Below are 13,358 nucleotides of genomic sequence, written 5' to 3' on the forward strand. Positions count from 1 at the left end.
CAATATGAAGTCCCCCACCCCGGCCCGCACGTACTCCAGCACCTGCTCGGCGCACTGCTCAGGCGTCCCAACTACGGCGCCGCGCCGCAGCGCCTCCCTGTCACCGCCCGCGCGCCGCACCGCATCCTCGACCTCCGCTTCTGTCTCGCCGACGATGGCCCCGAGGACCAGCGACTTGCGGATGTCCTGCGGGTCGCGTCCCGTCTCCTGGCAGTGGGCGGCCAGCGCATCGAGCTTGCGCCTGTAAGCGTCCATCGGGATAAAGAACGTGTTCCACCCGTCCGCCGACTGGGCGACCATGCGCAGCGTGAGCTGCTCTCCCGCGCCCCCGATCCACAGCGGGATGCCGCCCTGCTGTACCGGTTTCGGCTCGCAGTAGGCGCCCCTGAGCGTGTAGTAGCGGCCTTCGAAGGTCGTCTCGGCCTGCGTCCAGAGCATCTTCAAGATGCGGGCGGCCTCGCCCAGGATGCGGATACGTCGCCCGGTGCTGTAGAAGGGGATGCCGTACTGGTCGTGCTCCAGTTCATACCAGCCGGCGCCGATGCCGAGTTCGAGGCGCCCCCCGGACACGTGGTCGATGGTCGTGGCGATGTTTGCGAGCACCGCCGGGTTCCGGTAGGTGTTGCCGACGACGAGGATGCCGCAGCGTAGCCGGCTTGTGTGCGCCGCCATAGCAGAGAGCAGGGTCAGACCCTCGAAGCAGGGGCCGCGCGGGTCCGCCTGAATGGGCATGAAGTGGTCGAACACGGATGCCCAATCGAAGCCGAGGTCCTCTGCCTTCCTCCAGAGGTCCAGGTAGTCCGCAAAGGTCGTATTCTGCGGCCCTGAGTGAATTCCGAACCTTATCTGGCCCTGAAAGATCTGCACTGCGTCCCTCCGTGTCCTGGCGTCCGCTATTCTGGCACTTCGGCGGCCGCTTCGGACATATTCCGCCCCGGCGTGCAGGCGGCGGACAAACCGCGTAGACTTCGTTTGGCCATGTTTCCGGCAACTCGGCCGAATCTCTAGACGAGAGAAAGGAAGAGGTGAAGCATGGTTAGGTGGCTCTTGGTGGGTGTAGCCCTTTTCGCGGGCAGCGCCGGCGTCGCGGGCGCGCTCGCGCAGCACGACGGCTCGCGTGGCGCTCAGGTGGCTTCCGTCACCGAAGCGGGTTCGCAGGCGGCGGAAGCGGCCGCATCCGGCGCCGGCGCGCCAGGCCTCGAGGTCGCAGCTGCGGCGCGCGAGCGCGGACGAGAGGACGAGAGCGAGCGCCCGGCCTCCGCCCTGCAGGGCCTTGGCCAGCAGGACTGTGAAGAAGAGGCGACGACGCACGGCTGCGCCGTGCGGACCGCCGTCCACGAGGCCCAGGAGGCCACGGACCCCGGTCCCGAACGTGGCGTCGCTGTGAGCACGGCGGCGCGGACGGCCGACTGCAGCATGCTGCCCGAAGGCGCGCAAGCCGCCTGCGCCAAGCGCGCCGAAAAGGCTCACCCGAACGCGGACGGCGTCCCGGGCAATAAGCCCTCCGCTGCCGCGGCGCCCTCCTCCAGCCCGGGCAAAGGCAAAGGGCCCAAGCCGAAGTAGCGCGCATTTAGCCCACGGGAGTCACTGGCATCTTGATCGCAGCGGGCCGATAATTAGCCGGCCCAGGGCTAGACCTGCGAGGCAAGCCCTGCCGCGAGAGGGCTGCCATGCGCTGCGCAAGATGTAACTCCGAGCTTCAACCCGGCGACAAGTTCTGTGCCGAATGCGGGCTACCAGTACCTCCCGCGGCGCAGGAGACGCCCCCAACGGAGCCCGCCGCACCTGCGCCACCGGAGCCCGCGCCGGCTGAGCCAGTGGCGTCCGCGGCGCCCGCGACTGCCGTCCCACCGGAGCCCACGACTCCACCGCCGTCCCACCAGCCCGCGCCTTCCCCGCCGCCGGCGCGGACCGCTCCCGCGCCCGGTGCTGCGCTGGGTGGCGTCCCGCCGTTCGCCCTGGCAGCCGCGGCCGCGGCCGTCCTGGGCATCGCCGCTCTGGTCTATTTCGTGGTCCTCGGCGGCGATGGCGCCGAGGGTGCCGGCCTCAATCCCGCGAGGGCGGACGAGCTGGCCGCGGCCGCGATGTTTGGCGTCGGCGACCTCCCCGGCTCGGGCTGGCGCCTCACCGAGGTCGACGAAGACGATGACTCGCTCTTTGCCGACGAATTCCCGGACTCCCCCGCCTGTGCGAAGGTCGCGCCCGCATTCCAGGCCGTGGAGCGCTCCCGGCCCCAGCGCGTGGGGTCGGCGCAACGCGCCTTCCAGCGCGCAGCCGGCCGCACCGAGCCAACGAACGTCGAGGCGGAGGTCAGCGTCTACGCTGACGCCAAGTCCATCAGTTCGATCTTCGAAAACTTCAAGAAGGCCGTCGAAAGCGCCGACTTCCAGAAGTGCCTTCAGGAGCTCTTCGAGGAGGGCCTTGGCAGCGGCGAGACGCTGACGGTCAAGAAGGTCTCGCCGTATGCCTCGGCTCCGTCCGGAGGCACGGCGCTGGCTTACGAGCTCGAGTTTCGCTCCCGCAGTGAGCAGCTCAAGCTGCGCCTCGAGGTCTATTACTGGCGCTTTGGCAACACCGTTGCCGTGGTCACGCTTTCCGGCGACCCGGCCCAGTACGGGGCCGACGTCGCCAGGGCAGCGGTCGGAAAGCTCGATTCCGGTCTCGACGCCGCTGCCAGCGCCAACCCTCCGACGGCCATTCCCGCCGTCGTTGGGACGAATACTCCTGCCCGTTCCCCCCTGGCCCAGGCTACCACCCGCCCGGGGACCGCCGTGGCGACTGGCACGGCGCGGCCTTCAGGTACTGCCACGTCGCGCTTCGGCCGGTTGGCTGACCTCAACAGCTTCAAGTCCAGCCTGAAGATCTCCGGCTTCGGCGGGCCGCTCGCCGAACTCCAGGCCTTCTTCGGCGGCGGCCTTACGGGCACGCCTTCGCCCAACCAACAGGTGTCTTTCGAGGTGGAAGGCGTGTACGTAAAGCCGGAACGCGGCCAGCAGACGATCAAGCTTGGCGCCCTTACCGTCGTGCAAACGACCATCGGCCGCCAGCAGTGGACGAGCTTCAGCGGCATCCTCAGCGGCCCTTCGGGGTCGTCCGGCTCCCTCGAGGACTACTCGCTAGTCGCCTCGCTGTGGGACGAGAACTTCCTCGACGTGGCGCCGCCCTTCACCTGCGTTGGCGGCCGCGAGAATGTGAACGGCGTCGCCACGCGCAAGTGCGGCATAGACGCCCAGACGTTCAACGCCCTGAGCGGCTTCATCGGGCCCTTCCTCGACAGCAGCGAGATCTCGCGGCTTGACCGGTTCTCCTTCGAGATATGGGTAGCCGAAGCCGGTGAGTATCCGGTCCGGATCCGGCTGGAGATGGCCGGTAAGGACGCGTCCAACCGCGACTTCAGCATGCGCATGGACGTGGACATCACGGACGTCAACAGCAGCTCCAACAGGGTGGAGCAGCCGCGCTAGACCCGCAGCCCGCGACGCTGAAGGCAGCGGCCCATCCCGCGCACAGTGCTTTCGCGGAGTGGCCACGGCAGCACTCGGGACCGGCACAGCTTCTTTTGGACACATGGGACGGGCCTCTGCCATAATTTCGCCCACGTATGGCCGGCGCCCTCTCTGACATCCGCGTTCTGGACGTGTCCACGGAGGTCGCGGGACCTTACTGCGCCCGCCTCCTCGGGGACTTCGGCGCGGACGTCATTAAGGTCGAGCCACTGGGAGGCGACCCTGGCCGCCGCCTCGACCCTCTCGTCGACGGCGTGGACGAGCCTGACCGCAGCGCTTTCTTCGCCTTCCTCAATGCCAACAAGCGCGGCATCTGCCTGAACCTCGACACCCTCCAGGGCCAGGCGATGTTCCGCGCCCTTGCCCGGCAGGCGGATATCGTGGTGGAGAGCTTCCCGCCCGGCTATCTGGACGAACGGCGGGTGGGTTACGACCTGCTGGATGCTGCCCGGCCGGGCATCATCCTCACGTCGATCACGCCCTTCGGCCAGACCGGGCCCTGGCGCGACCGCGAGGGCGCGGACATCACCGCATTCGCGCTCTCCGGCTGGGCCGACATCAACGCCAGGGCCGGCGGCCCGCCGCTGAAGGGCTCCGGCCACCAGGCCTCCTTCGTGGCTGCCGTCGCGGCGTTCCTCGGCACGCTCGCCGCCCTCATCCACCGCGACCGCACCGGCGAGGGCGACCATGTCGACGTATCGACGCTGGAGGCGCTGACGGAGATCTTCGGCCCCCGCTTCCTGGCTGCCCAGCACGGGGCAACCGCCGACCGGCCTATGTCCCCCGGGGTGACCGACTTCATGGCCGGCCCCGTCCCTTGCCGCGATGGCTACTTCTCGCTCACCCTGAGCCGCGCCCACTTCTGGCGCGACGCGATGAACGAGCTCGGCCTCTCCGAACTCGCGACCGACGAGCACTTCTGGAGCCGGCAGGCCAACCGCGCCGACCTGGCCCGAAAGGTCGAGCCGGCGATCGCGCAGCGCGGCAAGTATGAACTCTTCGAGCGCCTCTCGACGCTGCGCGTGGTCTCGGGAATGGTGCTGACCACGAAGGAGCTCTATGAAAACCCGCACGTGCGCGACCGCGGCTTCTTCGTGGAAGTGGAGCAGCCGGGCATCGGCAGGGTGGAGATGCCGGGCGCGCCCTTCAAGATGGGCGCCACTCCTGCTTCCTACCGCCGCCCGGCGCCGCGGCTGGGTGAGCACACGGACGAGGTGCTGGCCGAAATGCTGGCGTTGACGGCGGACGACATCGAAGGGCTGCGGCACGCGGGAGACATCGCATGACGCGGGACGCGGTCGCCGACGCCCTTGCCCTCGCGGACAGCCCCTACCCGGTGCCCGGCGCGCACCAGGGCCCGCTGGCAGGCGTGCGCTGCATCGTCCTTACCCAGGCCTGGGCCGGCACGTTTTGCACGGAGCTCCTTGGCCTGCTGGGCGCGGAGGTGGTCCAGATCGAGACGCGCCAGCGCCTCGACTCCTGGCGCGGCGGCAGCTACCGGGCGCAGGTCCCCGCCGGCCTGCGCGATCGTCCGAACGCGCGTCACGGCTGGAACACGAACGCGCTCTACAACTCCGTCAACCTCAACAAGTACTGCCTCACCCTGAACCTCGCCGACCCGCGCGGCCTCGAAATCTTCAAGCGCCTGGTGCCCTTCTCAGACGTCATTGCGGAGAACTTCAGCCCGCGCGTCATGCCCAACTTCGGTCTCGACTACGAATCGCTACGCAAGATCAAGCCGGACGTCATCCTGATCAGCCTCTCCGCTTATGGCGCCACGGGGCCTTACGCGAACATCCCCGGCATCGGCGGCACGATCGAGCCCATGTCCGGCATGTCCTGGCTGCTCGGTTATGAGGACGGTCCGCCGCAGAACTCCGGCCAGATGTACCCTGACCCCGTAGCCGGCTACTACGGCGCCGCCGCTGCCTTGCTCGCGCTGCGCCACCGCGACCGCACTGGCGATGGGCAGTACATCGACCTCTCGATGCAGGAAGCGAACATGACCTTCATCGCCGATGCCCTCATGGAGTACGCGACCAAGGGCGTCGTCCGCGGCCGCATGGGCAACCGACACCTCTCCCTGGCTCCTCACAACATGTACCGCTGCCGCGACGGCCAATGGGTCGCCGTCGCCGTCCGGGGAGAACCCGAGTGGCAGCGCTTCTGCGCGGCGCTGGGGCGCCCAGACTGGGCCACGGACCCACGCTTCGCCGACAACCGGGCACGCAAGGCCAACGAAAGAGCCCTGGACGCCGAGGTCGAGGCCGTGGCCTCGACCCTCGAGGCGGACGAATTCGAGCGCCGGCTGGTCGAGGCAAAAGTCGCCGCTGGCAAGGTGCTCAACGCGGAGGGTGTCCGCCGAAACGAGCAGTTGCGCGCACGCGGCTTCATCGTCGAGCTAGACCACCCCGAGACCGGGCGCCTGGAATACGTTGGCGTGCCCGTCCGCTTCGCTCGCGCGCCCGGGGCGGCCACGCTGCCGGCGCCCACACTCGGCCAGCACTCCTGGCAGGTGCTCTCCACCCTCCTGGGCATGCCGCGCGATGAGTACGAGCGCCTCGTAGCCGATGGCGTCACGGGAAGCGGCCCGCCGCCAGGGGCGGAGGAGGAATGACCTCCCGAGAGGACAGGTCAAGGTGAGCGCCGCGTCCCTTCGGCGAGTCACGGACGCCGCACTCCGGGCCTGGCTGCAGGATGAGCTTGGCCTCACCGAGTACCGCCGAGTGGTGCGCGAGAACGAGACCACCATCGTAATCTCGAAGTTCGAGCCGGGATTCTCCCAGGACCTCTTCGCCACCGTGGACCTGCTTCCGGAGCTGTTCGAAGACAGCATCGTGCAGGCCGAATACGAGGCCCTCGCGGCTGCGCACGCGGCTCGGGGAGAGGACACGCTGCGTACCGAAGTCTGGCGCGAGGCCAGCCAGCGCGTCCTCAACCGCTATGCCGGAGAGCGCGGCATCGACGCGCGGCGGCAAATGCTGGTTCTCCCCGGCATCGAGTCCGTGCAGGCCGTGCTCGATACCATCCTCTGGACCTGCCCGACCATCGGCCAGCCCTTCGCGCCATCCGCGGGCGAGATCGAGGCTTTCGCCGAGTTCGAGGCCGTGTCCCTGCGCGAGCCGGGCTCCGCCGCTGGCCGCGACGTCTTCACCCGCTTTTACGGGGTCATGGGCGGGCGCAGGGTGGAGAATTACTGCCCCGGCGCCCCCTTCGGCCGCCGCCTCGTCGCCCAGGCCTGGCGCATCTGCACAGTGGATCGCTCCTGAGGCGGAGGACTGCAGTCCCCGCTTCCCGGCGGCTGCATCTGGCAACGGCCGTGAATGAACCGCTGCCGGGCCGGCGATACAATGGCAGCGCACCCGCCTAGAATCGAGCCCCCATGCAGGTAAGCCCCAACGTCCGCGCTGTCCAGGTCCCCGACGACAATCCCATGCACCCCGTCTACACAACCATCTATCTGGTCGGGAAGGGTCAGGTCCTCACTATCGACTCTGGCGAAGACCAGGAGCGCTACCGCTGGATGCTCAAGGGGTACCTTGCGGCCACAGAGAAGGCGGAGGTCGCTCTCTCCGGCATTACACACCATCACGGAGACCACAGCGCGAACCTGAAGTGGCTGCGCGACCAGTTCAAGGCCGAGATCTACGTCCAGGAGAAAGGCGAGCCGCTCCTCCAGGGCCGCCTTCCCGAGGACGGAGTGCACATCATGCGTGACGGCCAGGTGATCGATGTCGGGGGCGGCGTGCGGGTGATGGTGCTGCACACGCCTGGCCACAGTGTCGATTCCGTCTGCTACTACCTGGAGGACGAGGGCGTGCTCTTTTCCGGCGACACCATGCTCGGGTCTACGCCTACCACCGTCGGCGACCTGTTCGATTACATGGCGAGCCTGGAGCGCATCCGCGGCCTGCCGAACCTGAAGGTCATTTGCCCCGGACACGGACCGCTGATCCAGAACCCCCGCGAGTACATCGACGAGTACATCCAGCACCGTAACGAGCGCGAGCGCCAGATAATCGAAGTCCTCAAAGAGGGCGGCGAGATGACGAGCTGGGACATCATGCTGAAGATCTACACGGACATCGACCAGCGCCTGCGCCGCGCCGCCGACGGCAACGTCCGCACGCATTTGCGCAAACTCGAGAAAGAGGGGCGCATCAAGTCATACGAAGGCGTCCCAAAGCAGCGCAGCGAGGAAGAGATCAAGAAGGCGGAAGAGGAAGAACACGAGCGCCTGGAAGTGATCAAGAAGGCGGAGGAGTACAAGGAGCAGGCCCGCCGGCGCGCCCTGTTCCTCCAGGAAAACCCCCCGACGGAGCAGTGGGAGGTCCCGCCGAAGTACGAGTTGGCCTAGGTCCCGGGCCGGCCGGGCGACCGGACGCGCCGGCGGCGCATGCCGCCTCAGGGCCCTCCCTAGACCGGCTCGAAACGCTCGATCTCGGTGCGCGCGGCGAGGAGGCCCTGCAACGAGGCGGCAAAGTCGGCCATGTGCGGCGTCGTCCTGTGCGCGGCGAGGGCTTCGTCATCGGCGTAGGACTCGATGAACAGGAAAGTGTTGGGGTCGGACTTGGACCTGTACAGGTCGTACGAAAGGGTCCTACCGGCCTCGTTCGCCTTTACGGCGGCGACCATCTTCTTCGCCGCGGCGACGAAGTCATCGGCCTTGCCCTCGCTAACGTGCAGCTTTGCGGTAACCGTGATCACGTAAGCCTCCTGCCTGGATTCGAAGGCGAGTCTAGCCGAAGCGCTGGCAGCAGCCTAGAACTCTTCGACCGCGATCTCGAATTCGTCCGGCAGGACCCGTGTCAGGACGGGCAGGACGTCCAGGAAGAAGGGCGCAAGCGTCGACCCCTTGACGTCGTCGACCAGGTTCAGGCTCTCGAAGGTCACGGCGAAGATCAGGGCGATCTCGATGAACACGAAGGCCTTCAAGAGGCCGAAGACCGCTCCGCCCAGGGAGTCGAAAATCCCGAGGAACAACAGGGTCGCAGCCTGGCGCAGGAACATGGCGATCAACTGGCTGGCGAGCACCGTTGCCCCGAAGATGACCGCAAAGGCTATGATGCGCGAGGTCTCGAGGTCCTTGACCGCTACGTCAACGTCCTTCGCCAGTTCCTTGTAGAAGAGCCCGGCCAGGACGACGGCAAAGATCGCACCCAGGATCGTGATGACTTCACGGATCAGCCCGGCGTTGAAGGCAGCGTAGCCAAACCAGGCGAGGGTGGCGAGGATTACCGCATCAACCCAATTCAAGGTGTCCCCCTTGAGGCTGAGCGCACGATATGTATATCGGCTGTTGGCGCCCTGAAGTGGACGGACACAGCCGAGCCTCCCCCGCCAAGGGCACGCGGAGTTTAGCACATCCATCGAAAGTCGCCGCTGCTGTAGACTCGCCGCACGGCCCTGCAAGGAGGAGAAATGAAGGACTACTTCCAGCCTGAGGCCCTGCAGACGCTAATCGAGGAGTACGCGTCCTTTGGCATTCACCGCACGGGTTGGCCGGCAGACGACCGCTGCAGCGACTGGCTCCTCGGCTGGCTGGAGCAGTTCGGGGTGGAACCGGGCCTGTCCGAGTTCACGTTCCCCTACGTGGAGACGCGCGCGGCATATGTCGAGGCCGAAGGCGCATTGGTACAAGGTACTCCCCTGCACGACGGCGGCGCTACGCCTCCCGGCGGCGTACGCGGGCCCGTCGTCGCCGGAGCGGGCGGCGACCTTGCCGGACGCATTGCGGTCGTAAGGGGCCCGCAGGAGCTGGCTGCCCTGCTGGACGCCCCGGCCGAGGGCCGGCCGGCGGCAGTCATTGCCGTGTCCGGCGACCCCGAAGGCAACGTCCTCCTCCGCAACGCGGAGGCGATCGACCACCCGCACGAACTGCCGGTAATCCAGGTCGCCCTCAAGGACGCGGGTCCGATCGAGCAGGCCCTCGCGTCCGGCGCGGAAGTCTCGGTTGTGCTTGACTTCACGCGCTCGCGGGGTACGGCGACGAACGTAGTCGGACGCCTCCCCGCCAACGGCACTGAGGCGCCGATCATGATCACTACGCCCAAGTCGGGTTGGTTCACCTGCGCTGCTGAACGCGGAGGCGGCCTGGCGATCACGCTCGCCCTCGCAGCCCACCTGGCGCGGTCGGCCTCACGCAGGCGCGAGGTCCTCTTCCTCTTCACCAGCGGCCACGAGATCAACTACTACGGCATGCTGGAGCACCTGAAGGCGAATCCGGACCTGCGCGAGCGCGTGCACACCTGGGTGCAGCTCGGCGCCTCGATCGGCGCCCGGAACCAGCCGGCATGGCGCGTGTTCTCGCGCGACGAGACATTGCGTAAGAGCATGTCCGAGGCCCTGGAGCGCCAGGGCCTCGGACCGGTCACGCTTGCGCCCGTCGACCAACGCCCGGGTGGCGAGGCGCGGGAGGTGTTCGACAGGCGGTTTCTCGCTCTTGCGGGCGGCCACCCCTACTTCCACAGCCCCCGCGATATCCCCGAGGTCGCGGTCGACGCGGAGCGCGTCGCCCGCTTCGGTCTCGCCTTCAGGGAGCTGGTTGATGGGCTGGTGGGCTAGGAGTGCCCTCGAAGTGCGCCGGACAGGAGGCTTGCCCGCCTCCCGGCCCGCAGCGCCACCGGGCGTGACTCTAGCTGGCGGGAGTCCGCGCGAGCAGCACCACTTGCAGTTGCACCCCGTCCTGCGCCACGGCGATCTGGACGTTCGGCGGCGTGATGCCGAAGTCCGTCATCTTGAATTCCGTGTCGGCGATGGCCGTGATGGTGTCGCCCTGGCGCCGGGCCTTGACCTGCCAGGTCAGCGGTTTCGTCACGCCCTTGATCGTCATGCTGCCGCTCAGCTGCAGCGACACCTCGGTACCGTCGACATAATTCGCGGGCCAGCCGCTGATGCTCTCGATCACGAATTCGGCGAACGGGAAGCGGTTCGCCTGGAGGGTGTTCTGGCGGATGAAGTTGTCGCGTCGGGACTCGTCGCTGGTGAGAGTGCGCAGGTCAACCTGGAAACTTGACTTCTGGTCCTTGTACAGTCCTTCGCGCGTGAGCCAGATTTCCCCCGAAATCGACGTCGTCGTCCCGACAGCGTTGCTCTCCACCGGGAGCGTCGCCAGCTTCTCGCGGACCACGTATGTGACCTTGGAGCCGGCGGGGTCGACCACGAAGCGGAAGACTCCCGGAGGCGCCACCGTCCCACCCGTCGCCGTCGGTTCGGCTGTGCCCGAGCGCGCCACCGGCTGCGTGGGGATAGCCGGCGCCTCAGTCTCGAGGTCGACCTCGTCGCTGCGGAGAAGCTGGACCGCGACGGCCGTGGCGATCGCGGCGATGACGGCGAACACGGCCACGGCGCCGAACAAGAGAAGACGCTTCCTTGTCACTGCTCTCGCTCCCGAAAAGAGGAATTCTGGATCCTGCGTATGATAGGCGGCGTGCGCTTCGAGTCCGTTAGGAGAATGTTAAACCAGCCCGAACAGTTAGCCACTACGAAACATGAAAAGGAGTTCGCCCATGCCAGGCACCGTCCTCTACGAGCGCGATGGCCGCATCGCCACCATCACCTACAACCGCCCGGAGGTGCTGAACGCCATCAACGCCGAGTTGAGGCAGGACCTCAATGAAGCCTGGGTGAGGTTTCGAGAGGACGAAGAGGCTTACGTCGCCATCGTCACCGGCGCGGGTCGCGCCTTCAGCGTGGGCGCGGACCTCCGCAGCCCCGGCGGCGCCTCTAGCGGCACCTTCTGGGAGGTGCCGAGCATGACCTCACTGGAAAGCGGCCTCGAGATCTGGAAGCCGGTCATCGCCGCGGTGAATGGCTACTGCCTCGGCTTCGCGCTGACGCTGGTGGCGGCCTGCGACTTCGTGATCGCGAGCGAGCAGGCCGAGTTCGGCTTCCCCGAGGTGCAGGTCGGCGTCCCGACGATACAGGGCGCGATCCGGATGCCGAAGCGAGTCGGCTGGCAGAACGCGATGGAGCTGCTGCTCCTGGGCGACCGCGTTAGCGCCGAGCGCGCGAAGGAGATGGGGCTGGTCTGGAAGGTGGTGCCTCATGCCAGCCTCATGAGTGAAGCCCGCGCGCTCGCGGAGAGACTCCTGAAGCCCGCGCCGCTGGCGATAAGGGCCACCAAGGAGGTCGCGGCGCGCGGCCAGGAGATGCCCTTCGTGCAGGCCATCCGCTTCGGCGAGACCATGCGCCGCGTCGCCGGCGCCACCGAGGACGCCCAGGAAGGCCGCGCGGCCTTCCGTGAGAAGCGAGCACCCCGCTGGAAGGGCGCCTGAGCGGGCGTCCCCGGCATTACACGTAATCGTTACGCCCTCAGGTAGGGGCGGTGATTCGCCCCGCAGACGTGCGGCCCTAGCGTAGGTGTCAGCCCACCTATCTGCCCTTACATGGAGGCCGCAATTGATAGCAGCCCGAACTCGCGGAACCTCTGCCCCTGTCCTGGTCGCGCGCCCCAGGAGTCTGACGCTACGTGTACGTGGGGACATGCTCGGCGTCCTGCGGGCCCTGGCCTTCCTCAGCGCCTTCGGCTTTGCCTTCGCGGCCGGGGCCGTAGCCTTCAGGCTCGGCGTGCAGCTGACGGCGGCCGGCAGGACCGGCCTAGCCGGTGTGTTGTACGACTTCAGCGCCGTCTTTACGTCGTCGTTCCGCCGCTTCGAGACCATGGCCGTGCCCCAGGAGGCCACGGTCGTCGAATTCGCGTCACTGATCGCGCTCGAGGCCTACCTCCTGGTCGGCTTCGGCGTCACGCTCGCGCTCGTGTGGCTCGCCGGCGCGGCCGCGCGTTACCGCTTGCCGGCCTGGGACTTCGTGCTGGATGTAGCGCCACTCGTGGCCGGACTCGAGTCCCTGGGCCGATGGACTGCGCGCCTGGTGACCAGGCCGGCACGCGCGCCCGCCGGCGCGCCCCGTCCCCTGCGGGCCGAAGGCAGCCGCAGGCCGGTCCGCTAGCGGACCGCCGGTGAGCGAGCAGGCATCCTACGCCGAGATCGAGCGCCCGGCGTAGCGGCGTCTGACTTCCCGGAGCAACGCCGCCACTGCCTCTTGTCCCCGGGGTGAGGCTGCCCTGTCGACAAGAGGACTCTGATGCAGGCGACACTCCCGGCCCAGGGCGCGGGAGGAAAGGGCGGCGGGAAGCCTCCGGCGCCACCGGCTGGCTGAGCTACCGCTTGGCCTGCTACGCCGTTACCGGGCTCGCGAAGGTGGTGTCGATGCGGGCCGAGGCGTCGAAGAAGTCCTGGAGGCTCTGGTTGTAGCGGTAGAAAAGGTCGACCTTGTAGCCGTCGTTGCCGCGGGCGAGGCCCTGGGGCATGTTCAGGTCGATCGTGTTCAGGGTATGTGTGATGTCGGCCTTGCCGTTAGCCTTGATGTTCTCGAGCATCTCGCGCCACTTCTCGGGCTCCTGCTCCAGGTAGAAGTCGCACTCGTCCAGCTGACTGACGCTGATCTCGCGCGCCGAGACGCACTCGAAGGCCTCGAAGACCAACTCATAGGCCTTGTCGCCAACGCGGACGCCGATCCTGGCGTCCACGGTGCCGAAGTGACGGTAGCGCTCGTCCTTGTTGAAGATATCCCGGATGGCGTCGAACCACTCGACCGAAGGGAATGCCGGCATCTGTTTACTCCCCGCCGCTCCTCCGCCTCACCGGCAGCGCGGCCTGCATCTAATCGCCTGCTCAGGCTAAGCGGCCCCGTGCGGGCAGTCAAGGGCGCCGTGTGCGGGGACCAGGACATCCTATACACCCGGGAGGGGCGGGGAATGGCTACCAGATTTACGTTGCTTCTGTCCTCAAGCTCTCGGGTTGGGGGGCCGAAGGCCCTAGTCTTAAGGAGTTGGCGGGGTGGCGTCCCTAT

14 protein-coding genes are annotated in these 13,358 nt (G+C 67.5%); 9 read left to right on the forward strand and 5 right to left on the reverse strand.

The genetic code is table 11. The features are described 5' to 3' along the window. On the reverse strand, positions 1 to 867 hold an 867-nt coding region (locus tag VNN10_10555), incomplete at its 3' end, for an LLM class F420-dependent oxidoreductase (protein HXH22462.1). A gap of 165 nt (positions 868 to 1,032) precedes the next feature. Between VNN10_10555 and VNN10_10560 the strand changes: the two genes are divergently transcribed. From VNN10_10560 to VNN10_10585, 6 genes are all read left to right on the forward strand, one after another. After that, positions 1,033 to 1,563 carry a hypothetical protein gene (locus VNN10_10560; protein ID HXH22463.1) on the forward strand — a complete coding sequence of 177 codons (531 nt, stop codon included), beginning with the start codon at positions 1,033 to 1,035 and terminating at the stop codon, positions 1,561 to 1,563. Positions 1,564 to 1,817: 254 nt separating this feature from the next. Then, positions 1,818 to 3,464, forward strand: coding sequence for a hypothetical protein (locus VNN10_10565; GenBank protein HXH22464.1), 1,647 nt, complete (start codon positions 1,818 to 1,820; stop codon positions 3,462 to 3,464). A 137-nt stretch (positions 3,465 to 3,601) separates the two neighbouring features. Beyond that, positions 3,602 to 4,792, forward strand: a complete 1,191-nt coding sequence (locus VNN10_10570; protein HXH22465.1) for a CoA transferase — start codon at positions 3,602 to 3,604, stop codon at positions 4,790 to 4,792. Next, a complete protein-coding gene (locus VNN10_10575) occupies positions 4,789 to 6,123 on the forward strand; it encodes a CoA transferase (protein HXH22466.1) in 1,335 nt (444 codons plus the stop codon). Before VNN10_10570 ends, VNN10_10575 begins: the two co-directional genes overlap by 4 nt. 22 nt (positions 6,124 to 6,145) lie before the next feature. Continuing rightward, on the forward strand, positions 6,146 to 6,775 hold the full coding sequence (locus tag VNN10_10580) for a hypothetical protein (protein HXH22467.1): 630 nt from the start codon (positions 6,146 to 6,148) through the stop codon (positions 6,773 to 6,775). A gap of 113 nt (positions 6,776 to 6,888) precedes the next feature. Next, positions 6,889 to 7,863, forward strand: a complete 975-nt coding sequence (locus VNN10_10585; protein HXH22468.1) for an MBL fold metallo-hydrolase — start codon at positions 6,889 to 6,891, stop codon at positions 7,861 to 7,863. Positions 7,864 to 7,922: 59 nt separating this feature from the next. On the opposite strand, the gene VNN10_10590 is transcribed toward VNN10_10585, so the two are convergent. Both VNN10_10590 and VNN10_10595 read right to left on the reverse strand, forming a co-directional pair. Then, entirely contained in the window at positions 7,923 to 8,213 is a 291-nt protein-coding gene (locus VNN10_10590; protein HXH22469.1) for a putative quinol monooxygenase, read from the reverse strand. Positions 8,214 to 8,267: 54 nt separating this feature from the next. Continuing rightward, complete coding sequence (locus VNN10_10595) at positions 8,268 to 8,762, reverse strand: CvpA family protein (protein ID HXH22470.1); 495 nt, start codon at positions 8,760 to 8,762, stop codon at positions 8,268 to 8,270. Positions 8,763 to 8,927: 165 nt separating this feature from the next. On the opposite strand from VNN10_10595, the gene VNN10_10600 reads away from it, so the two are divergent. Further along, positions 8,928 to 10,070 carry a hypothetical protein gene (locus VNN10_10600; GenBank protein HXH22471.1) on the forward strand — a complete coding sequence of 381 codons (1,143 nt, stop codon included), beginning with the start codon at positions 8,928 to 8,930 and terminating at the stop codon, positions 10,068 to 10,070. A gap of 70 nt (positions 10,071 to 10,140) precedes the next feature. On the opposite strand, the gene VNN10_10605 is transcribed toward VNN10_10600, so the two are convergent. After that, positions 10,141 to 10,884 carry a YceI family protein gene (locus VNN10_10605; protein ID HXH22472.1) on the reverse strand — a complete coding sequence of 248 codons (744 nt, stop codon included), beginning with the start codon at positions 10,882 to 10,884 and terminating at the stop codon, positions 10,141 to 10,143. Positions 10,885 to 11,014: 130 nt separating this feature from the next. Between VNN10_10605 and VNN10_10610 the strand changes: the two genes are divergently transcribed. Both VNN10_10610 and VNN10_10615 read left to right on the forward strand, forming a co-directional pair. Further along, a complete protein-coding gene (locus VNN10_10610; protein ID HXH22473.1) occupies positions 11,015 to 11,782 on the forward strand; it encodes an enoyl-CoA hydratase-related protein in 768 nt (255 codons plus the stop codon). A 208-nt stretch (positions 11,783 to 11,990) separates the two neighbouring features. Beyond that, complete coding sequence (locus VNN10_10615; GenBank protein ID HXH22474.1) at positions 11,991 to 12,455, forward strand: hypothetical protein; 465 nt, start codon at positions 11,991 to 11,993, stop codon at positions 12,453 to 12,455. A gap of 226 nt (positions 12,456 to 12,681) precedes the next feature. Here the strand turns inward: VNN10_10615 and VNN10_10620 are convergent, their stop codons facing one another. Continuing rightward, positions 12,682 to 13,119, reverse strand: a complete 438-nt coding sequence (locus VNN10_10620) for a hypothetical protein (GenBank protein ID HXH22475.1) — start codon at positions 13,117 to 13,119, stop codon at positions 12,682 to 12,684. Positions 13,120 to 13,358: the final 239 nt, after the last annotated feature.

This window comes from Dehalococcoidia bacterium, assembly GCA_035574915.1.
Taxonomy (GTDB): domain Bacteria; phylum Chloroflexota; class Dehalococcoidia; order DSTF01; family WHTK01; genus DATLYJ01.

Excerpts from the sequence above, each read along its gene's own strand:
- VNN10_10610 (HXH22473.1), top strand. The coding sequence starts at position 11,015 with ATGCCAGGCACCGTCCTCTACGAGCGCGATGGCCGCATCGCCACCATC.
- VNN10_10620 (HXH22475.1), bottom strand. The coding sequence starts at position 13,119 with ATGCCGGCATTCCCTTCGGTCGAGTGGTTCGACGCCATCCGGGATATC.
- VNN10_10560 (HXH22463.1), top strand. The coding sequence starts at position 1,033 with ATGGTTAGGTGGCTCTTGGTGGGTGTAGCCCTTTTCGCGGGCAGCGCC.
- VNN10_10575 (HXH22466.1), top strand. The coding sequence starts at position 4,789 with ATGACGCGGGACGCGGTCGCCGACGCCCTTGCCCTCGCGGACAGCCCC.
- VNN10_10570 (HXH22465.1), top strand. The coding sequence starts at position 3,602 with ATGGCCGGCGCCCTCTCTGACATCCGCGTTCTGGACGTGTCCACGGAG.
- VNN10_10615 (HXH22474.1), top strand. The coding sequence starts at position 11,991 with ATGCTCGGCGTCCTGCGGGCCCTGGCCTTCCTCAGCGCCTTCGGCTTT.
- VNN10_10600 (HXH22471.1), top strand. The coding sequence starts at position 8,928 with ATGAAGGACTACTTCCAGCCTGAGGCCCTGCAGACGCTAATCGAGGAG.
- VNN10_10585 (HXH22468.1), top strand. The coding sequence starts at position 6,889 with ATGCAGGTAAGCCCCAACGTCCGCGCTGTCCAGGTCCCCGACGACAAT.